This is a genomic window from Microcoleus sp. A006_D1 (assembly GCF_036702805.1).
GTDB lineage: Bacteria > Cyanobacteriota > Cyanobacteriia > Cyanobacteriales > Microcoleaceae > Microcoleus.
The window spans coordinates 166,237-186,458 of the sequence record NZ_JAUBVZ010000009.1 but is presented as its reverse complement, the minus strand read 5'-3'; the positions used below and the strand labels follow the sequence as shown (position 1 = coordinate 186,458).

Annotated in this window: 24 protein-coding genes and 1 rRNA gene; 9 read left to right on the top strand and 16 right to left on the bottom strand. The window is 44.5% G+C overall.

Going from position 1 to position 20,222, the window contains the following annotated elements; translation table 11 throughout:
- Positions 1 to 80: 80 nt before the first annotated feature.
- Together QUB68_RS18065 and QUB68_RS18060 are read right to left on the bottom strand one after the other, a co-directional pair.
- Entirely contained in the window at positions 81 to 554 is a 474-nt protein-coding gene (locus QUB68_RS18065; RefSeq protein ID WP_332995032.1) for a TspO/MBR family protein, read from the bottom strand.
- A gap of 283 nt (positions 555 to 837) precedes the next feature.
- A complete protein-coding gene (locus tag QUB68_RS18060; RefSeq protein ID WP_332995030.1) occupies positions 838 to 1,419 on the bottom strand; it encodes a hypothetical protein in 582 nt (193 codons plus the stop codon).
- Between the two features lie 308 nt (positions 1,420 to 1,727).
- On the opposite strand from QUB68_RS18060, the gene QUB68_RS18055 reads away from it, so the two are divergent.
- Positions 1,728 to 2,078: a zinc ribbon domain-containing protein gene (locus tag QUB68_RS18055; protein WP_332995027.1), complete on the top strand. Its 351-nt coding sequence runs from the start codon at positions 1,728 to 1,730 to the stop codon at positions 2,076 to 2,078.
- 353 nt (positions 2,079 to 2,431) lie between these two features.
- Here the strand turns inward: QUB68_RS18055 and QUB68_RS18050 are convergent, their stop codons facing one another.
- The gene (locus QUB68_RS18050; RefSeq protein ID WP_332995026.1) at positions 2,432 to 3,286 is read right to left on the bottom strand and encodes a DUF1232 domain-containing protein; all 855 of its coding nucleotides are present in this window, start codon (positions 3,284 to 3,286) and stop codon (positions 2,432 to 2,434) included.
- Between the two features lie 112 nt (positions 3,287 to 3,398).
- Between QUB68_RS18050 and QUB68_RS18045 the strand changes: the two genes are divergently transcribed.
- Positions 3,399 to 4,226 carry an SDR family oxidoreductase gene (locus QUB68_RS18045; protein ID WP_332995024.1) on the top strand — a complete coding sequence of 276 codons (828 nt, stop codon included), beginning with the start codon at positions 3,399 to 3,401 and terminating at the stop codon, positions 4,224 to 4,226.
- Positions 4,227 to 4,429: 203 nt separating this feature from the next.
- On the opposite strand, the gene QUB68_RS18040 is transcribed toward QUB68_RS18045, so the two are convergent.
- From QUB68_RS18040 to sufB, 6 genes are all read right to left on the bottom strand, one after another.
- The gene (locus QUB68_RS18040; protein ID WP_332995021.1) at positions 4,430 to 5,053 is read right to left on the bottom strand and encodes a class I SAM-dependent methyltransferase; all 624 of its coding nucleotides are present in this window, start codon (positions 5,051 to 5,053) and stop codon (positions 4,430 to 4,432) included.
- Between the two features lie 102 nt (positions 5,054 to 5,155).
- Positions 5,156 to 5,788, bottom strand: coding sequence for a Uma2 family endonuclease (locus tag QUB68_RS18035; RefSeq protein ID WP_332995019.1), 633 nt, complete (start codon positions 5,786 to 5,788; stop codon positions 5,156 to 5,158).
- A gap of 162 nt (positions 5,789 to 5,950) precedes the next feature.
- The gene (locus tag QUB68_RS18030; protein WP_332995017.1) at positions 5,951 to 7,201 is read right to left on the bottom strand and encodes a SufS family cysteine desulfurase; all 1,251 of its coding nucleotides are present in this window, start codon (positions 7,199 to 7,201) and stop codon (positions 5,951 to 5,953) included.
- 195 nt (positions 7,202 to 7,396) lie between these two features.
- Positions 7,397 to 8,719, bottom strand: coding sequence for a Fe-S cluster assembly protein SufD (gene sufD, locus QUB68_RS18025; protein ID WP_332995015.1), 1,323 nt, complete (start codon positions 8,717 to 8,719; stop codon positions 7,397 to 7,399).
- A complete protein-coding gene (sufC, locus tag QUB68_RS18020) occupies positions 8,716 to 9,507 on the bottom strand; it encodes a Fe-S cluster assembly ATPase SufC (RefSeq protein ID WP_332995012.1) in 792 nt (263 codons plus the stop codon). Before sufC ends, sufD begins: the two co-directional genes overlap by 4 nt.
- A 239-nt stretch (positions 9,508 to 9,746) precedes the next feature.
- Positions 9,747 to 11,189, bottom strand: a complete 1,443-nt coding sequence (sufB, locus tag QUB68_RS18015; protein WP_332995009.1) for a Fe-S cluster assembly protein SufB — start codon at positions 11,187 to 11,189, stop codon at positions 9,747 to 9,749.
- A 190-nt stretch (positions 11,190 to 11,379) separates the two neighbouring features.
- Between sufB and sufR the strand changes: the two genes are divergently transcribed.
- The 4 genes from sufR to rrf all read left to right on the top strand — a co-directional run bounded on the left by sufR (position 11,380) and on the right by rrf (position 13,113).
- Positions 11,380 to 12,051 carry an iron-sulfur cluster biosynthesis transcriptional regulator SufR gene (gene sufR, locus QUB68_RS18010; protein WP_332995006.1) on the top strand — a complete coding sequence of 224 codons (672 nt, stop codon included), beginning with the start codon at positions 11,380 to 11,382 and terminating at the stop codon, positions 12,049 to 12,051.
- A 20-nt stretch (positions 12,052 to 12,071) separates the two neighbouring features.
- Positions 12,072 to 12,302: a hypothetical protein gene (locus tag QUB68_RS18005; protein WP_332995004.1), complete on the top strand. Its 231-nt coding sequence runs from the start codon at positions 12,072 to 12,074 to the stop codon at positions 12,300 to 12,302.
- A 43-nt stretch (positions 12,303 to 12,345) separates the two neighbouring features.
- A complete protein-coding gene (locus QUB68_RS18000; RefSeq protein ID WP_332995001.1) occupies positions 12,346 to 12,753 on the top strand; it encodes a hypothetical protein in 408 nt (135 codons plus the stop codon).
- Between the two features lie 243 nt (positions 12,754 to 12,996).
- Positions 12,997 to 13,113 (top strand): 5S ribosomal RNA (gene rrf / locus QUB68_RS17995).
- Positions 13,114 to 13,177: 64 nt separating this feature from the next.
- Here rrf and QUB68_RS17990 read toward each other — a convergent pair.
- Positions 13,178 to 13,771: a GNAT family N-acetyltransferase gene (locus QUB68_RS17990; RefSeq protein ID WP_332995000.1), complete on the bottom strand. Its 594-nt coding sequence runs from the start codon at positions 13,769 to 13,771 to the stop codon at positions 13,178 to 13,180.
- On the bottom strand, positions 13,758 to 13,928 hold the full coding sequence (locus tag QUB68_RS17985) for a hypothetical protein (RefSeq protein WP_332994997.1): 171 nt from the start codon (positions 13,926 to 13,928) through the stop codon (positions 13,758 to 13,760). The genes QUB68_RS17990 and QUB68_RS17985 overlap by 14 nt, the downstream gene beginning before the upstream one ends.
- Positions 13,929 to 13,988: 60 nt before the next feature.
- Between QUB68_RS17985 and QUB68_RS17980 the strand changes: the two genes are divergently transcribed.
- Positions 13,989 to 14,183, top strand: coding sequence for a DUF2283 domain-containing protein (locus QUB68_RS17980; RefSeq protein ID WP_332994995.1), 195 nt, complete (start codon positions 13,989 to 13,991; stop codon positions 14,181 to 14,183).
- Between the two features lie 77 nt (positions 14,184 to 14,260).
- Positions 14,261 to 14,683, top strand: coding sequence for a helix-turn-helix domain-containing protein (locus tag QUB68_RS17975; protein WP_332994994.1), 423 nt, complete (start codon positions 14,261 to 14,263; stop codon positions 14,681 to 14,683).
- Between the two features lie 101 nt (positions 14,684 to 14,784).
- Here QUB68_RS17975 and QUB68_RS17970 read toward each other — a convergent pair whose 3' ends face one another.
- From QUB68_RS17970 to vapB, 3 genes are all read right to left on the bottom strand, one after another.
- Positions 14,785 to 15,453, bottom strand: coding sequence for a hypothetical protein (locus QUB68_RS17970; protein WP_332994992.1), 669 nt, complete (start codon positions 15,451 to 15,453; stop codon positions 14,785 to 14,787).
- Between the two features lie 305 nt (positions 15,454 to 15,758).
- Positions 15,759 to 16,040 (bottom strand): type II toxin-antitoxin system VapC family toxin, encoded by a 282-nt coding sequence (locus QUB68_RS17965; protein ID WP_332994990.1) that lies wholly within the window; start codon positions 16,038 to 16,040, stop codon positions 15,759 to 15,761.
- A gap of 2 nt (positions 16,041 to 16,042) precedes the next feature.
- Entirely contained in the window at positions 16,043 to 16,258 is a 216-nt protein-coding gene (vapB, locus tag QUB68_RS17960; RefSeq protein ID WP_332994986.1) for a type II toxin-antitoxin system VapB family antitoxin, read from the bottom strand.
- A 182-nt stretch (positions 16,259 to 16,440) separates the two neighbouring features.
- Here vapB and nadC point away from each other — a divergent pair, with 182 nt between their 5' ends.
- On the top strand, positions 16,441 to 17,301 hold the full coding sequence (gene nadC, locus QUB68_RS17955) for a carboxylating nicotinate-nucleotide diphosphorylase (protein ID WP_332994984.1): 861 nt from the start codon (positions 16,441 to 16,443) through the stop codon (positions 17,299 to 17,301).
- Positions 17,302 to 17,609: 308 nt separating this feature from the next.
- On the opposite strand, the gene QUB68_RS17950 is transcribed toward nadC, so the two are convergent.
- The gene (locus tag QUB68_RS17950; protein WP_332994982.1) at positions 17,610 to 18,638 is read right to left on the bottom strand and encodes a C39 family peptidase; all 1,029 of its coding nucleotides are present in this window, start codon (positions 18,636 to 18,638) and stop codon (positions 17,610 to 17,612) included.
- A gap of 248 nt (positions 18,639 to 18,886) precedes the next feature.
- Positions 18,887 to 20,215, bottom strand: a complete 1,329-nt coding sequence (locus QUB68_RS17945; protein ID WP_332994980.1) for a M16 family metallopeptidase — start codon at positions 20,213 to 20,215, stop codon at positions 18,887 to 18,889.
- Between the last annotated feature and the right edge of the window lie 7 nt (positions 20,216 to 20,222).

The window sequence follows — 20,222 nt, the reverse complement described above, 5'->3', positions numbered from 1 at the left end:
GGAGTGCGAGCGGGACGCTCGCGAGCTGCTTAGCAATTACCTTTTTCCGAATTACCTATTACCCTTTATTTTTAGCTCAATTAAACATCCGCCGGATTTAGGTGCATCATCGCCCAAGTGGTGTAAGTGCCGATCGGACTCCAGAGTATGTAAGGCAGCAATAACATGGTCGCAGGCTGCGAAACTTGCAAGACGCTTAAAGCTAGCAGCACGCTTAAAATAGCGCCTGTTCCGCCGATAATTGTGCCGACTTTTAGGCTCCTAAGTTTACACATAACCGAGGTGTAAGACATGGTTACTATTTCTAACAGCAGGTAGAAACCCATTCTCAGCCAAGTTTCCTGAGTGCCCGGTTCTTTTTCCCAAACAATCACTGCTGACCAAGCTGCACAAATAAAAATTACTGTCCAAATTATGGGAATTGCTTTTTCAAATACTAGCCATCTCGGACGCTGCAAGCGGTTGAACCACTTAATGTCGCTGGGCGAGAGCAAGTTAGCTGCGAGTGCTACTACAAAGGCGACACCTCCAATTACCATCCAGGATTTAATCATTTCCCTACCTTGCGCGAGGTTGACTGGTGCGATTAAGCAGATATTATCTCTGATTTGGGCGATCGCGCAATCTGTCTCTAGTTATATTTAGGTGAGGTTGAGTAGCGAAACTCAACTTTTGAAAAGTAATTTACAATTCGGGAAAACATCTATTTATTCTGTTGAGTTCCCCTGCAAAATATAAAAAAAATACCGCTCTTGCTCCTCCCCTTGACCGGGGGAGGGTTGCGGATATCTCTCACTAAATGCGATCGAAATTATCTCCGTCTGGTCACGAAACTGACTATCCGAGTCGGTGATGGTGTTCTAATTCTAAACTAGGGTCATCATCTTTTCTGGGAACTAAAAGCGTATTTTCGCTGCTCGGTTGCAACACGGCTTTAATCACTTGGAGAAAACGGTTGGGCTTTTTAGTTTGACCGTTGAGTGTGCGGCGGTCTTTCACTTTTTGAGAAAGGTGTCGCATCACAGATAAATCTAGTTCGTCGATGAAATGGTCTGCTATACGTTCTCCCATTAAATCTACAGCTTCCGAATACTGTTCTGTTAGCGTTTCTATAGCATCGTATGCTTCGTCAGCAACTTGACTTGCTACTGTTTTATTTTGGTCGCCTGATGTCTGGGAATTGCTGCGGCGCCTGTCTAAAAGACTTTGGTATTCAGCAATGCTCATTCCCAAATTGTAAAGGTGGTGGTGAGCGTGATCGATCAAATCTACTTCAGTGGGATAGAAGAAACCGCGAGTGCTGTTGATGGCGTGCAGTTTTGCCCAACGCCGCAGAATAGTCTCATCTTGCAGTTGGTATCGCTCCAACATTTGAGCTGTATTTAGCTCTACTTCTGGCGTAACTTTGAAATCGCTCATCGGTAAATCCTCGCTGGTGAATAGATGAATAAACTTGAAACCTAGAATCTGTGATTTGGGTGCAGTCTGAAATTGACGATAAATCCTTTGACGGCATTCACGGAAGTCTTGCGGGCATTTGCGGGCCGCCGATCGCGCGATCGAGTGAGAAGATGTCAGGGTAGCGTACTTTTGGGCTTGGTCTCGATCGCATCCGGGAGCAACTGCACTGGGTTAATAATATAGCTAATTTCTTGTTTTCACAACCGAAAATTTGCTTTTTTGGCTTGAATTGTTAGTAATATTGAGTTATACTGCTCACAGTAACCGTGCCATTAGTAGTTTTAGTAGTTGCCAACGAGATTCTTAGTATGCCTGTATACGATTATTTTTGTTCCAGCAACAACCAGCAGCTAGAAGTTTCGCACAGCATGAACCTGGAAGTTGCGACTTGGGGTCAACTGTGCGAGGTGGCTAAGTGCGAACCCGGGGACACTCCCGCAGATGCTCCGGTACGCCGTTTGCTGAGCGCTCCGAGGTTACTGAAGCCAACATCCGACACCGATTACAAAAATTCTGGTTTCACCAAGTACGTGAAGCGAGATGAAGGAGTTTATGAAAATGTCACGGCGAAAGATGGTGAAAGCCGTGTTGTGAATCGAGATGGCCAGCCGATTTAATCCTGAAAATCCACAATAATCAAGTTTTCACGTAGGGAAACGGCACTGCCGTCTCCTGTATTTCTCGGGTAGGGAAACGGCACTGCCGTCTCCTGTATTTCTCGGGTAGGGAAACGGCACTGCCGTCTCCTGTATTTAACAGAATTGAAAATAGCGATATTATTCTGGTGCAAATGGAAAAATACGGTTGACCTGACATAATACCAATTTAAAAAAGTCTTTCTACAATTATTAATTGTAGAGAAATTATCTGTTATTTGCATAACTCCCCGCCGGACACGGCAATGCCGTTTCCCTAAAGATGAGAACCTCTAATTTCGGTAGTAGCAATATTTTTCATAACTGGCATAATCTTATTTACCAAACCAATCATTCATTTTCTGCTGCGCTTGTGCTTTAGTTTCAGCATTAATATAGACTGAAACCGTAGCCATCGCCGCCAGCAATACTCCCAAATCGTCGGTAAATCCGATGCCGACTAATACATCGGGAATGGCATCGATAGGAGAGATAAAATAGGTCAAAGCTCCCACAACAACCGTTTTAGCCCAACCCGGCACGTTGGGATTTTGAGCTGTATAATAAAGCGTCAAAGCTTTTTCAACTACTTCTCTACCAGCGGTTAAAGCAAACTTTTTAAGTTTAGCCCAAAAAGTTTCATCTGAGTATTTTATCTTAGAATCGCTGAGACTTGTTGTCGTACCTTTGGGATCGATTAAATCTAAAGGAATGCCAGCATTTTTGATTTTAGAAACAGCGGAATTGAAGGATTGGGCTCCTTGATTTTTATGGGGCGCCGCTTCCCGTATTTGTTTGATATTTGCGATAAATTCCTGCATGGTTTGGACTTGCAAGTCTGAAACCGCTAGCAGTTTTTTCGCGGATTGAATCGCCTCGCTTTCTCCGGGATGCAGCGTATTATTTGCCCAAGCAATGCTGATTAAAAAATACATGACTCCCAAGCGCAGTGTTTTTGGTGACTGGCGCAGTGTTTGCAAACAGTCGCTCAGTGATGGCGGTGTCGCTGTGTATGATTGAATTCGACTCTTGGCTGCATCAGAAAACTTGTCTAAATTTATGGTTTTAAACAGCAAATTTAGTTCGTCAATATCAACGGAACCGTCGGCGGCTGCGATCGCAAATAAAGATCCATAAAAAGCTAAAAGTTCGGTTTCTGAGGATGTGGCAAAAATATCTTTTTCGGACATGATGCAACTGGGATCGATCGCAACGATCTAGATCATACCACAAAACTCACCTCGAATCGATCGCAAAAATCGGCAATAATCTTAGAGGGTATGACACAATGGAGAATTTTTCATGAAAGTTGCGATCGTCGGCTGCGGCTATGTGGGTACTGCGACAGCCCGACATTTACAAGGTAAATCTGATTGTACCGTGACGGCGACAACTACGACGGCGAGCCGAGTGGGTGAATTGGAGGGTGTCGCCCAGCGGGTGGCTGTAGTTAAGGGAAATGATGCAGGGGCGATCGCCAGTTTACTGCAAGACCAAGATGCTGTTATGCTGTGCGTCGGTGCTCCAAATCCTCATGCTTATCGGGAAAGTTACTTAGAGACTGCGACAACTTTGGTATCGGTTTTACAGCAAATACCGACAGTAAAGCAGGTGATTTATACGGGTACTTATTCAGTGTACGGCGACTGTCAAGGTAAACTGGTAAATGAAGATTCGCCCGTCGCGCCAGCCAATCCCAACGGTGAAATTCTCGCCGAAACCGAACGAGTTTTATTAGCAGCATCGAGTCCAAATCTGCAAGTCTGCATTCTCCGGTTGGGTGGCATTTACGGGCCGGGGCGAGAATTAGTTAAAATATTTAGAGGCTGGGCTGGGAGCACTCGTCCCGGTGCGGGGGAAGATGCGACAAACTGGGTACATCGGGATGATATTGTTGGGGGATTGACCTTTGCATTGGACAATCGATTACAGGGAATTTACAATTTAGTCGGGGATGTGTCGCTGTCTAGTCGTGAATTACTCGATCGCATTTTTGAAAGTAACAATCTACCTAAAGCTACTTGGGATAAATCTGTTAGTAGCGTGCGGCCTTATAACGCGAGAGTGTCGAATCAAAAAATTAAGGCGGCTGGTTATCAATTTATCCATCCTGAAATTAGAGAGTTTTAATCAATCTCGACAGAGATTATTGCCGCTAAAAAAATAGTTTGTAGTCAGGACTTTAGTCCTCATAATTTTAAGATGACTGAAGTCCTTACTACAAAATAAATTAGAGTTATTGACGCGGACTAGATCTGACAGATGAAGGAATGCGAATCAAACGTGACCAGAACTAATAGTAGATGCACCTATTAAAAATTATCTACCATCCTTTACAACCGCTGAAACAAATCCATCCGATAGCGTTTGTGATGGCGAGCTAAATCTAGCATCAAAAAACCTTTTCGCGGATCGCCAAGATGTTTCAAAAACTGTGCAGACTCGTGGAGAAAGCTATCATGAACAATCTCGCCGTTCAAGATAAAACTTTCCACGGGTAACCGATAGTGAACCATCAAAAGATAACCTCCCGGAAGTAAGCTGTCAATAATTTTTTGCTTGGTTTCCAGGAGGTCTTCAGTTGTCAAATAATAGCCGACTTCTGAGAATAAAATTAAATCAAACTTCTCAGTTGGGAACTGCTGGGGTATCTGCATTTGCTCGAAGCGCACCTGTGGCAGATTTGCGCAGCGTTTCCGCGCTTCTTCTAATCCGAGTTCTGAATAATCTACTGACAGCAGTCTGTCGCACTTTTCGGCGAGCTTCTGCGTAATTACACCGATGGCACATCCGATTTCAAAAGCATTTTTAAACTGGACTTTTGGTAAAGCTCTGATAGTTGCTCGGAATTTACTAATTTCGTAAAAGCTGGAGGTGTATCCCCAAGGATCGGAACTCCCTCGGTAGGTTTCATCGAAGAAACTGGACGGTACTGATTTGGGGTCTGAAGCTGTCATAGCGATCGTCTGTAGGTAGCATAACGTCTAGCTCAACATACTACCAAAAATCTCGCATCTTTGACTCTCTGCGGAAATTTTTATTTTGCGACATTGAAAATTTTATATTTTCTCCTTAACCCAAGTCCTAAAGGATTTCAGCAAAGCCATTTCCCCTATCGTTTGAGTGCGAGTGAAAAACCCAGCCATTTCCGCTACCGACACAAAGAGAAAAGCAATGCTAAATTCGCGTTCAATATATTCTCTTTCTGCCAACTGATAAAATTTCAAATCTCGCCCGTTATATATCCAGAGTTCCGGGACACCCAGTGCTGAGTAAATTGCCAATTTATTAATTGAACTGCTGGTAATATCTATTTCAATTGCTAAATCGGGCGGCGGGGCAGTTTCTAAATCCAGTTCTTGTCTGCCTCTGACTGCTCGTTCACTTTGGATATAATAGCAGTTATCTGGTTCTATGCCTTTTCTGGCATTTTTGAGCTTGAGAGTCGTTGAGCCAGCACTTTTAATCTCACTGTCGAGTTCTTCGGCTAAAATGAAAATGCAGCGATGAAACTGAAGTTTATAATTTTCATGTTGGTATGAAGGAGTCATAATCTCTAACATACCCTCATCGTAAGCTATTCGATAACCTCGATTATCGCCTATTTCTTTGAGCAAGGTTTCAAAGGTTGACCAGCTAATATTTTCTAGCAGTGTTCTCTGTTCCGCTAAACTTGAATTAGTAGCAATCATCTCAAAATCTCCTGAGCTGAGACAACTCTGATTTTATTGTACCACGGGCAAAGCTACTTCCGAAAGAGCCATCTTTTTTAACCGCAGATGCACGCGGATGGACGCGGATGTAGGGACACGGCAATGCCGTGTCCTTACCGGAACTGTGGCTTACTGTATAATTTAACTGAAAAAGTCGATCGTCTCTTTCAACGCTTTCACAAACACATCAATCTCCTCATAAGTATTGTAAAAATACAAACTCGCCCGTGCAGTAGATGAAATGTTCAAATAGCGGTGCAAAGGTTGCGTGCAGTGATGCCCGGAACGAATCGCGACCCCATCTTGATCTAACATCGTAGACAAGTCTTGAGGGTGAAGTTCTCCCGCAGTAAATGATGCTAGCGCGGCCCTACCTTCGCCGTTGCTGTCTGGTTGTGGCCCGTAAATTTTGATGGCTGGAATTTGTCGCAATTGTTGGAACAGATAAGCCGTCAAATCGGCTTCGCAGGCGTGAATCTGAGCCATGCCTATGTTACTAAGATAGTCGATTGCTGCACCAAGGGCGATCGCCTCACCGATTGCCGGAGTCCCCGCCTCAAACTTGTGCGGCAAATCGGCATAGGTGGAATATTCGAGAAACACATCAGCAATCATCTCGCCACCGCCAAAAAACGGAGGCATTTCTCTGAGCAAGTCCAGTTTACCGTACAGAAAACCGATACCAGTCGGAGCGCACATTTTATGACCGGAAGCAACCAGCCAATCGCAATCCATTGCTTGCACATCTATTACCATGTGCGGCACACTTTGGCAAGCATCAATTAAAACTTTTGCGCCGAAACTGTGGGCGATTTCGCAGATTTCTTTAACTGGATTGATGCAGCCTAAAGTATTGGAAACGTGAACGATTGAAACCAACTTAGTTTTAGGGGAAATCAGCGTTTTGAACTGCTCTAAATCAAACTCCTGAGTCTCTGTCAACTCAACAAACTTTAGCACCGCACCAGTTTTTTGAGCAATCATTTGCCAGGGAACGAGATTGCTGTGGTGTTCCATGACTGATAAGATGATTTCATCTCCCGCTTGCAGATTGCTCAAACCCCAAGAATAAGCAACTAAATTAATTGCTTCAGTGGCGTTGCGAGTGTAAACAATTTCTTGCCGCGATGCTGCATTGATAAACGCCGCAACTTTATCTCTCGCACCTTCGTAAGCATCAGTGGCTTTGGCGCTGAGAGTGTGAGCGCCGCGGTGCACGTTGGCATTGTATTGTTCGTAGTAATCGCGCCAAGCGTTGAGCACAGCTAAGGGTTTTTGAGATGTCGCTGCATTGTCGAGATAAATTAGCGGTTTACCGTTGACTGTTTGTGTCAAAATTGGGAAGTCGGCGCGAAATTTTGAGGCGAGGGTTCTTTCTTGAATAAGTGTCATAATTTTCAGAAGTTAGTATTGTTGTGAAACTTGCTTCTAGGGCGTATTGTTGAACCCGGAGATCCCCCCTAGCCCCCCTTCTTAAGGGGGGGACAAGAATATTCTCAAAGTCCCCCTTCTTAAGGGGGATTTAGGGGGATCTCCGGGTTTGATTGCAAAGGCAAGAAAACACCCCCCAGTCTGTGGCTAATTCCTTTATCCTTGGATAGCCATGCAGGTAGAAAGCATTTTCGCCACTCCAACAATTGGTAATTTATCCAGAATTTCCGCCGCAAAAGCATCAATCAGCAAATAGCGACTTCTCTCTAAATCTAAACCGCGACTTTGTAAGTAGAAAAGTTCATCATCTTCTAACTGACTGACAGTTGCACCGTGGGAACATTTAACGTTGTCGGCGACAATTTCTAACTGCGGTTTAGTGTCTACGCGAGCTCTTGATGACAGCAACAAATTCCGGCTCAACTGTCCGGCGTCTGTCAATTGTGCGGCTTTCCGAACAAAAACTTTGCCGTTAAATACGGCGCGGGCTTTGTTACCGACAATGCACTTGTGCAGTTGGCGAGTTGTGCCGTGGGGATGATTGAAATCGATTAAACTGTGAGTGTCGGCTAACTGTTCGCCAAAGGCTACGGTTAATCCGTTTAAAGTTGTTTCAGTACCTTCGCCGCGCTGAAATACTTCTAAATTGTGCCGCGATATTTTCCCGCCCAAGCTGATAGCATGACAAGTATAACGGCTATTGCGAGATTGGGCGATCGCACTTTTGCCAATATGAACAACATTCAAACCTTCGCGCTGAAGCCGAACATGATTCACCGTGGCGTTTTCACCGACAACAACATCCGTTACAGCATTCGTAAATGCGGGTAGATTGCCGATTGTGGTGTAATCCTCAATCAGCGTAACTTTGCTTCCAGCCTCAGCTATGACCAAGCAGTGCGGCTGACACATGGTCGGAGATGCACCTGGTGCGGTCAGGAACAGCAAGTGAATCGGAAGTGCGATCGACATATTGGCCGGTACGAACACCACCGCAGCATCCACTAAACCCGCCAGATTCAGCGCGGTAAACACTTCTGTTTGCTGTTTGTGCTTGCTTAAAACATCGGTGATGCGCGCCTGATATTTTTCCGGTACATTGGATAGATTACCTGCATAAAATTCCGACGACTTCACCGTTGACAAATCCGGCGCATAAACACCATTGACAAATACCAATCTTAATGGTAAATCGTCCTTGTTTTTCACGGGCATAATGATATCAGACAGTTTAATTGCTGACTGATTGCTCAGGGGCACATTAAACTGAATTTGCAACAGCGACGACAAATCTGTAAACCGCCATTCCTCATCCTTTACAGTTGGAAAACTCGCAGCAAGCACGTATTGAGTCGCAATATCGCGCAAATCATCCAACCCGTAAGCAGAACTTTTGGGATTAGCTTCACCCAACTTTTCGCACTGATTCACCAAACCAGCCAAAAACATTTCTCTAGTAGCAACCTGAGTATTTATCATCGCGCGCCAACTCCTGCTGCTTCTTCTTCCACAACCCAGTCATAACCGCGTTCTTCCAATTCCAGCGCCAACTCTTTCGGGCCAGTCAAGATAATTCTACCAGCTTCCATGACGTGAATGAAATCAGGAATGATGTAATTCAATAACCGCTGATAGTGAGTAATCACCAACATACAATTTTCAGCAGTTGACAACTGATTCACACCGCCGGCTACAATCTTGAGAGCATCGATATCCAAACCGGAATCAGTCTCATCCAAAATAGCTAACTTCGGTTCTAAAAGCGCCATTTGCAAAATCTCATTCCGCTTCTTTTCGCCGCCGGAAAAACCCTCATTAACACTGCGCCCCAAGAAAGTCGGATTCATCTTGACAACATCCAGCTTATCCTCGATTAAATCTTGGAAATCAAAAGCATCCAACTCTTCCAACCCGCGATGTTTACGGTGAGCATTGTAAGCTACGCGCAGGAAATCGACATTGCTAACGCCGGGAATTTCTAAAGGATATTGGAATGCTAAAAATACTCCAGCCAGAGAGCGTTCTTCTGGCGGTAATTCTAGTAGATTCTGCCCCAAAAATGTAACTTCCCCACCTGTTACCGTATAAGCAGGATGGCCGGCTAGTATTTTGGATAAGGTGCTTTTTCCTGAACCGTTCGGGCCCATGATGGCATGGATTTCACCGGATTTAATTTCTAGGTTCAAACCCTTGAGGATTTGAGTATCTTCGACATTCGCCGTTAAATTGCGGACGGATAGAATCACTTGACTATTTTCAACAATCATTTCTTTTTTTTCCTAACTCCTTTGATTTTTTGGTCCTTGTCTCGTTCCTAGAGATTGATAAGTCAACCGCAGATTTAAGGCAGATAAACACAGATAAACGCAGATAATTTCCAGATAATCTGGGACTGAGTGCAAGAGGTCTAAAGGCGAAGCAGAGCCTCTGGGTATGCGTTACCAGACACAGCCTGGTAACGATTATTCATCCGTTACATCCGTTACAAAATCCGCTGCCGAACCTTCTATCCGACACTTCCTTCCAACTTCAAACTCAACAACTTATCAGCTTCCGCAGCAAATTCCATCGGTAACTGATTAAAAACATCTTTGCAGAAACCGCTAATCATCATTGAAATCGCATTTTCTGCGGAAATCCCCCGCTGGGCGAAGAAGAACAATTGCTCTTCCCCAATCTTAGAAGTAGAGGCTTCGTGTTCCACTTTAGCAGTATGGTTCTGCACTTGAATGTAGGGAAAAGTATTTGCTTGAGCATTATCCCCAATCAGCATCGAATCGCACTGAGAATAATTCCGAGAACCTTTAGCACTAGGCCCCATTTTTACTAAGCCGCGATAGCTGTTAGAAGAATTTCCCGCCGAAATTCCCTTGGAAATAATCGTGCTGCGAGTATTTTTGCCGACGTGGATCATTTTAGTTCCGGTGTCAGCTTGCTGTTTGTGGTTTGTCAGCGCTACTGAGTAGAATTCGCCCACCGAGTTGTCGCCGACTAAGACGCAACTGGGATATTTCCAAGTAATCGCCGAACCTGTTTCTACTTGTGTCCAAGAAATCTTGGAATTTACTCCTTGACACAAGCCGCGCTTAGTCACAAAGTTGTAAATGCCGCCTTTACCATTAGCATCGCCGGCGTACCAGTTCTGCACAGTCGAGTATTTGATATCAGCATTATCCATTGTTACCAATTCCACGACGGCGGCGTGCAGTTGGTTGGTGTCAAACATCGGCGCAGTGCAGCCTTCTAAGTAAGACACAGAGCTATTTTCTTCTGCGATAATTAGGGTGCGCTCGAACTGGCCGGAATCTTCGTTGTTGATGCGGAAATAGGTTGACAATTCCATTGGGCATTTGACGCCTTTGGGAATGAAAACGAAGGAACCATCGGTAAATACGGCGGAGTTGAGGGCTGCGAAAAAGTTGTCGCCTACTGGTACAACTGTGCCAAGATATTTTTCGATTAGTTCGGGATAATCTTTGACGGCTTCTGTGATGGAACAGAATATAACGCCGTCTTTGGCTAGCTTTTCTCTAAAGGTTGTGGCAATTGAAACGCTGTCGAAAACAACATCGACGGCGACATTTCCCAGTCGTCTTTGTTCGGATAGGGGAATTCCCAATTTCTCGAAGGTTTCTAATAGTGTCGGATCAACTTCGTCCAAACTGTTGAGCTTTTTGGGCTTTTGTTTTGGGGCGGAGTAGTAGATAATGTTTTGGTAGTTGATCGCGGGATAGTTGACATGAGGCCAGGTTGGCTCGGTCATGGTCAGCCATTTGCGGTATGCTTTGAGGCGAAATTGCAGCAGGAATTCTGGTTCGTTTTTCTTGGAGGAAATCAGTCGCACTACATCTTCGCTCAAGCCGCGGGGGATGGTGTCTGACTCGATGTCGGTGACGAAACCGTATTTGTAGGGCTGGTTGACTAGGGTTTGGGCTGTGGTAGAACTCATTATTTTGTGTGTTCAGTGTTCTAGATAATTCTCTCAAAGATGGCAGACGGGGCAATCCCTGTCTGGGCTTGAGCGAGTTCTGCTGGACTGCTCGGTTAAGTTAAACAACAAGTCTGTTGCTTTACTATTATTTTAAGCTACATTAACAATAGCGATCTTGTCAAAGTCAAATTAATATTTTTTTGTGAAGATGATGCAGACTCAGCAGACTTCCACTAAACAAGACATCTTGCAGTTTTTGCTCAAGGGAGGTCAAGGGACGGCTCTTGAGTTGGCGGAGTCTTTGGATATTAGCGCCCAGGCGATTCGCCGTCATTTGAAGGATTTGGAGGCGGAGGGCGTAATTCAGTATCGGTCGGTTCAGGCTGGGATGGGGCGACCACAACACATTTATGAGCTTACCAGTCTGGGGCGCGATCGCTTCCCGAATCGTTATGGCGATTTTGCATTGTCTTTCCTGGATACGTTGGCGGAAACCGTCGGCCGCGAGCAAGTTATTAGTATCCTGCGAAAACAGTGGCAGCGCAAGGCGACGGACTATCGCAGGTTGGTGGGTTCTGGTTCGTTGCAAGAGCGGGTGACTAACTTGGTGGAGCTCCGCAGGGCTGAAGGTTATATGGCTGAGTGTTATCCTGTAGAATCTGTAGATGTGGAAATGTGCGATCGATTTGTGTTGATGGAACACAACTGCGCGATTTCTAATGTGGCGGAAACTTTTCCGAGTGTTTGCGGCAATGAGTTGGAGATGTTTGCGGCTGTGTTGCCGGATTGTACTGTTGAGCGGACTCACTGGATTATTGATGGGGAACAGCGTTGCGGTTATTCTATTGCTAGGAAGGAACTTCGGCAGCGGATTTTGTAACGGATTTAACGGATGAAGATTTGGCAACGGATTTTGTAGCGGATTTGGTAACGGATTTAACGGATGAAGATTTGGCAGCGGATTTTGTAGCGGATTTAACGGATGAAGATTTGGCAACGGATTTTGTAGCGAATTTAACGGATGAAGATTTGGCAACGGATTTTGTAGCGGATTTAACGGATGTCACGGATGAAGATTTGGCAGCGGATTTTGTAACGGATTTAACGGATGTCACGGATGTCACGGATTAGCAATAACAAGTAACAAGTAACAAGTAACTAATAACTAATAACTATGGAACCGCTAGCAGATTTTTTAAAGCCGGAAGAGTGCGCGGAAGTTGATATGGCGCTGCTGTCGTCGAAGGAAAAGTTTTCGACTCGATTGGCAATTTATGGTTTGAGGGTGCTCAAGCAAATTGCTGGGGAGACTGGGAGGCCGATAACTGAGGTGTCTAATCAGCAGGTGATGGATTGGATTAAGAATGATCAGAGCATTCAACAGTCGATTCAAGTTGATGCTAGTTTTGAAAACTTTTTTACTAATTTGGTGGTGGCGTCTTTGCGACCGTTGAGGCAAATTGCTGTGGAATCTGAAAGTGCGATCGAGCAATTAACAGTTAAGCAGGTTGTGGCGTGGTTTGTAAAGGATGGGAAGATTCGCCGAGAGCAGGGAACTGATGCTGCTTTTTTGGATTTGTGATTGGGCTGACGCGCTCAGACTCCCAGAAACCGGGTTTTTTCGGAATCTGTCGCCTGCAACGAAATATTTTCATAAAAACCCGGTTTCTCGCCCCTCATGCGACTCCATGACTTCATCGAAAAAAAACTTTTGACAAAGGGGTTGACAAACTTAGGGGAGTTTGGTAATGTAATTAAGTCGAGCGAAAGAGATGCAGCGCATCAAACTTAACGCAGACACAGGATTTAAAGTTTTCAAAGCTTTCCTGGTGCTTATGATGTAATGGAACCACTCCGATCCATCCCGAACTCGGTTGTTAAACGTTGCTATGGCGAAGATACTCGGCGGGTCACTGCCCGGTAAAATAGCTCAGTGCCAGGTTAATAATAAATTAAGGCTCTTTTCCCGCAACGACGGAAAAGGGCTTTAGTTTTTTTGGGAGTTGTTAGTCGTTATCTTGGATACTCAATAGATCGATCAATGGCTTGAGATCGAGATACATTGTACGATAAGGCACTGATGATGGTAAAGACTCATTAGGAGCGACAAATTGAAAACCAAACTTCTCGTAAAAGCCAGATGCGTCATAGGGAGGAGTAGTATCCGGGTCGTAAAGTGCGTCAACGGTCATAAAGCGCACACCAACTGTAGGTGAAATCTCCGCTGCAACGTACTCTACTGCCCATTCAACTAGACGGCGACCTGCTCCTTTGGCACGTCTATCGACTGCTAATAAACCAATCTTGATGGCTGGAAACGATCGGTACTGAACGCCTTCGTCAAGTAGGATTGGTTCATCTAATTCCAGTTTATCTGTGAGTAGCGTGATGTAACCTGCCAAACTGTCTTCACCGCGTAAAATCCAGCATTGACTGATACAAGCATCTATATCTCGCTGAATGCGTCCTTGTCGCCAGTAGGTGACAAACTCACCCCGCAGACAGCGAAACCCCTGACCAGAAATGGTAAGCTCGGAGGTCAAATGCTCGACAGGCAACTCGGAAAAATCAACTCCTGCAAACTTACTACTTGGCGGCATTGGCAGCTTTCCGACGATGGCGACGAGCCGCAATCCGTTGAGCCAAAGCTAAAGCAGCTTCATTTGCAACATAACCGCCAGTCTTAAGGGCATGGGCAAGTTTTTGAACTTCGCTACCTGAGACTGGCTTGGAAACTGTATGCAGTGGGTACTTCATTACGAAACCTGATTCACTAATTCTATCGTAGTATACATTCTATTTTTGAGGTAAAAATTTATGAAGATTAGTTATGATTCGGAAATTGATGCTCTCTACATTAGACTTGTAGAAGGTAAACATCAGTGTCGCACTTTTCAGTTAAATGACGAAATTGCTTTAAATATTGGGGAAAATGAGTTATTGGTAGGGATAGAAGTTTTAGATGCTACACAGGTTTTAGGTAGTGGAAATATACCTAATGTGGTGAAGTGAAAATATAGCTTTTACTGTAGCTTAAATAGAAATGGCGATCGCTAAGAGTGTAAATCTAAGTAAGGATGAGTGGAAAAATGATCCGTACTTTTGATGCAAAATCTTATACAGATTTACTTGTTCGCTATCAACCAAAACCGATCGCAAATGAAGCAGAAAACGAGGCCGCGATCGCTCTCGCTTGCGAACTGGAACACCGCCCTATGCGATCGCTGGAGGAAGAGCTATTTCTGGAGCTTTTGATAACGCTGATTGAAAAATTTGAATCTGAAAATTATCCAATTCCGGCAGGAAATGCTGGTTTAATGTTGCAACATTTAATGGATGCGAGAAACTTGGAAAAATCTGATTTGATTCCAGTTTTGGGAACGGAAACAGAGGTTGATAAAGTTTTTGTTAGCGGAAGGGCGATCGAAATAGATGAAGCCAGAAAATTAGCGGATTTTTCCAAGTTGATATTAGTTTGTTTCTTTAAGTGCGATCGGCTACTTGTTGAGTAGGAGTTGCTGATATTCGCTCTCCGGCTGATTAGTCATTAGTTTTAAGCGATCGTGATCGATTTAAGTGATAGCTAAGGTGATCGCTACCTGTGCAAGTAATTTTATTTCCTAAGCTCTCCCAACTTAACCTTTTTAAGGTATTCATATCTATTCTGCAATTCTAGAAACTTATTTTCAATCAAGGGATGAATTCTTTCAGGAAATGGCTCATTCAGGTCAATTGGGTTAAATCTTTGAAGTTCCTTTATAGAACGGATTGTTTTATAAATTGCAACGTGCTTGATATACTTCAGCAACTCATTTATCAACTCTTTGCTGTTATTGGAATTCTCTGCCAAATGTATTTTAGATTCTATGATCTCAACTATTTCTTGGTGATTCTTAAGGATGAACTCTTTTTCTATAGCTTCACTTGCAGCTTCGGGTAAAACATTTTTTTCAGAGCTCAAAGACTTTATTCGTTTCCACATTACATTATCTTTTTCTAATCTTAAATATATAGGCCAGTAAAACTCGGAAATCTGTCTTTCTATAAATTCCAATTCTGCATTGTATTGGGCTATAGCAATCTGATCTTCTAATATAGAGATTTGTTGTTTTTGTTGATTTTCAAGTTCAGCAATTAATTGTCTCTGGTGATATTTTTCGTTAGTCTCATTCTTAAATATCTCGAATCTTTTATTGAGCCAATAACCTGCTGCTAAAACGATACCTCCAATTAAAATTTTGTCAATAATTAATTCAATTATTTTGTCAGAAAGATCCACCATTTAATGATTCTCCTTTAGGAATGCTTCACACTTGAATAATTTAACTCCATAAACCAAAAGCTTCCGCCTACTTGAGCATTGCTGCCCACAGATAGCCTCTTAACTAAGCCCCCAGCTCAAAGGTCTAACTATTAATCCATACTCATCTACTCCATTAAAGCACAAATACCCAATGTCAGCAACAGAATACCTGCCACACCTATGACCATACCCGCTGAATGTCATAGGCATCAAAAGCCACATCGCGACTAATCAAAACAAGGGAATGATTCATCGCCTGTGCCACCAGAATGCGATCGAAAGGATCAAGGGTGATGCAGGGGTAAGTTAAGATAGCACTCTGTATCAGAGAATGTGATAGGCAAAACCTCTATTTTTAGTTGTTGCAACACTTCCTCTAACTCAGAAAATGAGTTTTGCAAGCTAAGTTTTCCTAAACCAAGCTTTATTGAAATTTCCCATAAGCTGGCGATACTCAAGCAGAGAGTATTACTTGGATCTTCAATAATTTCTGCTGCTTTAGAACTTAATTGTTTACTGTCTTCCAAGTACCAGAGAAGAGTATGGGTATCCAGTAGAATATTCATGTTTACATATAATCCTTTAAATCTTCGAGAGGTTCATCAAAATCATCAGACATCCAGATTTTATCTTTCCAAATTCCAAGTCCGCCTCGCTTTGTCGGCTTTTCTTGAGTTGAGTTTTTAGCCTGCTTTTCTAGCAAAAACTCAATATAATGAAGCACTTCTGTCTGAAGAGACTCAGGGAGTTCTTCTAGTTTTTCTAAAATGACTGGCTGTATCATTGTTTATTCTCGCGATCGCCCCATCTACTCCATTAAAGCACCAAAACCCAATGTCAGCAACAGAGTAGCCCGATTATCTAGTACGATCGCCCAAAATCGCACTCACACCATCATCATTCTGCAACTTGCCTAAAATCGCCCGATCGACTATCGTTCCTAGTAGCAGGAATAACAAACAAAACATGAATGCAATATTGCCACCTTGGATTATTTTAGACTCCCTATTGCACAACTGGCTGTTAGAAGATATCGGTAGGGGCGATCGCACAACATCGGCCTTATTCCCCGCAGAGAGCGTCCCAGGTACTGCTAAATGGATTGTCAAAGAGGCTGGAGTCGTTGCTGGATTGCCCATTGCCGATCGCACTTTTAAACTTTTAGACAGCAGCCTCAGTTTCATCCCGCAAGTACCCGAAGGGAAATTGTGCGAAAAAGGAGAAATAATTGCAGAGATTCAAGGCAATTTTGACGCACTGCTAACAGGAGAAAGAGTAGCATTAAATTTGGCAATGCGTTTGAGCGGCATCGCTACTTTAACTCGCAAATATGTTGACAAAATTGCCGATTTACCCGTGCAATTAGTCGATACTCGCAAGACTACGCCGGGATTGAGATTGTTGGAAAAATACGCGACTCAAGTCGGCGGTGCTTGCAATCACCGGATGGGATTAGATGATGCGGTGATGATTAAAGACAATCATATCGCGGCGGCTGGCGGAATTGCACAGGCGATCGCCCTAATTCGCAATTCTATCCCCTATCCGCTGACAATCGAAGTTGAAACCGAAACTCTGGCTGAGGTGGAGACAGCTCTTCAGCACAAGGCGGATATCATCATGTTGGATAATATGTCCTTCGATCTGATGCGGCAGGCCGTGGCAATAATTCGCGAAAAGGGCGATCGGGTAAAAATCGAAGCTTCCGGCAATGTGACGTTAGAAACTATTAGAAGTGTAGCAGAAACTGGAGTTGATTATATTTCAACCAGTGCTCCGATTACGCGATCGACTTGGCTGGATTTGAGTATGAAAATTAATAGTTAGTGGTTATTGGTTAGTGGTTATTGGTTATTGGTTATTGCTTAGTGGTTATTGGTTATTTGTTTGTCATTGAAACCAGCCAATGCCCAATGTCCAATTCCCAATTCCCAATTCCCAATTCCCAATTCCCAATTATTTGGAGAGTAGTAGGGTGCGTCAGGGGGAAAATCATTAGTATTCCGTCAAAACCTTCTGCCCTGACGCACCCTACAATAACTGCATTGCCAGTTGGAAGTTGCAGCAATCATTAGTCATTAGTTGAAAGTCAATTACCAATTACCAATTCCCAATTCTCGATGCCCAATGCCCAATTATTTGGAGATAAAATGCACCCAAAAATTCCCATCAGCCATACAGACGTTGCGGATTAAGCGATAGGAATAGTGCAAGTAAGCACCGCTAACAGTTGTGTCGTAGCCAGTTGGGAACCACTCGCCATAGGGATCGTGAACGAAGAATCCTTCGCTGTCGTAGCCTGCGGCAACTATAATGTGACCGAAAGATGTGAAATATCCGTGAATTACAGCCGGATTTCCGCTGGCTAACCAATCTTGAACGTCATCAATAGTTGCATTCTCGGTATAGAAATCTTGGGCGCCGTAATCTCTAACAATCTTTGCTAAATCGTACGGGTCCCAACGACTGTAACCTTTGGCGATCGCATATTCGTAGAGTTCATCCTCAAATTGTCCGGTTCTTCTGCGCCGGGGAATTCTCAAAAAGTCCAAACACATCGCTATTGAAGTTACATTGCAAGCACCTGTAGGATTGTACAAGTTATCCATTTGCGATCGATAAGGAATGCCCAGTCTGACAGTTGGCGGATTCGGTTTGGGATAAAGCAGAGCGCCGTCTAGAGTAATTTGAGCGTGTCCTCCGAAAACATACCAAATCCCTGAACCTTTGAAAGACTCGTTGCGCAGAGCAACTCTAATATGACCGCGAATCGGAGCAAAAGCCAGCAGTTCAAACTCTTTTCCCGCTGGGATTACTTGTTTTTCCGAGTCCTGAAGTTGAGAAGACGCCAGCGGTTTTGATTTTAAAATGGTGTCTTTGAGGATTTTCAGGATCGGGCGAGGTTTGGGAATGTCTCCCGGTTTGGCTTCGATCAGCTTTTGGGCTGTGATTGCTCCCAAAAAACCCGGTTCGCCACACTTCATCAGAGTTTGAAATCGGTGGAGGGCGGCGGTAGAAAGAGGCCCAAACATTCCGTCTACCGGAGGTTTCAGTAAACCGAGGTCAATGAGGCGGCTTTGAATTTGGCGGCTGAGGTCGTCGTCAGCGGCGATCGCCTTGGAATCGTACCTAATTTTTGACTTTAGAAAGTTTTGTAATCTCATGTTTGCCTACCCACGTCAAGGATTCCAAGTTTATAGTCTCAGAAAATTACGGCAATTTTACAGATCGTCCGCACCTTAAGGACTTTGTATTCATGATTCGATACAAACCTTTAAGGTGACAGCCGATCGCACTTTGCGTACTATTGACCAAAAATCCCTAGCGCCCGTTGGCTTTCTTTCTACCGACGAACACCGTTGGATGTCTCAAAAGCAGAGCAATGATAGAATTGCCCTGCTGTTGAGCAAATTTATGCTGCTTCGGGGCGAATTATCACAACACCGATCGCGTCTGGAGACAGATATTTGACTGCGGCTTCCCGGAGATCCTGCGCAGTCAAAGCTTGTATGGAGGCTGCGTAGTTGAGGGCGGGAGCGATATCTCCTACCATCGACTGATAGTAACCGTAAAGACTTGCTCGATCGCTAGGAGTTTCGTTAGCGAAGACAAACCGATTTGCTACTTGGGTGCGGATGCGGGAAATTTCGGCATCTGTCACCAGTTCGGTTTGCAGAGTGCGGATGTGTCCGACGATGGCTGCTTCCACTGCTTCTATGTTTTCTGTCGCTAGTTGAGCAGAAATCGAGAATACGCCACCCAGTCGCTGAGTCATGTTGCTGACCGAAATTGACGAAACTAGCCCTTGATCTTCCCGCAAATCCTTAACCAAGCGAGTTGTGCGCCCGTGTCCCAATACTGTCGCCAAAACGTCTAGGGCATAGGTTTCGGACATTTCCACAAAACCGGGGACTCGCCACATCACAATCAGTCGAGCTTGCTGAAGGGTTGAGTCTACAAATTCGCGGCGGATTGTTTCGGTAAATGGCAATTCTTGGCCGTAGGTTGGGTTTTGAAATTGCGGGTGAATGCTATCTGTTGAGGGCAGATTTATGTTGCCGTTTCGTGCTGTGCTTTTTGCGGCAAAACTGTCTGCGACAATTTCAATTAGTCGATCGACCGGCAAATTACCTACTGCGACTGCTGTCATCGCCCCGGGCTGATATCTGCTGCTGTGGAAATCCCGCATTTGTTGGGCGGTAAGATTTTCGATGACGGAAGTCGGGCCGAGTACGGGTCGATTGTAGGGCAGGACTTCAAAGGCTAATTGCATCGATCGCTGATAGGTGCGGCGGCGGGGATTGTCTTCCGATCGTCTAATTTCTTCCAATACTACCAGGCGCTCGCGATCGAAGGCATCGTCGGGAATGCTGGCGTTGAGCAAGACATCGACTTGTAGCGGTGCTAGTTCGGCAAAATCTTTAGGGGCTGTGGTGATGTAGTAGTTCGTGTAATCTTGGCTGGTAGCTGCATTGGTGACAGCGCCGCGTTGTTCGATCGCCCGCTCAAATTCTCCACTCTTGATGCTGGGAGTTCCCTTAAAAATCATGTGTTCTAAAAAGTGCGCCATACCGTTGATTTCGTCGGATTCGACGGCTGAACCGAGATTCATCCACACGCTGAGGTTCACGGCATCAACCGGCAGGTGTTCAGCTATAACTGTGAGTCCGTTGGGGAAATGGCGGACTGTTGGGGCGTTGAGGGGCGGTCTGGAGGTTGATTTGAGTAGGGTTGATGTCATTGCGCTT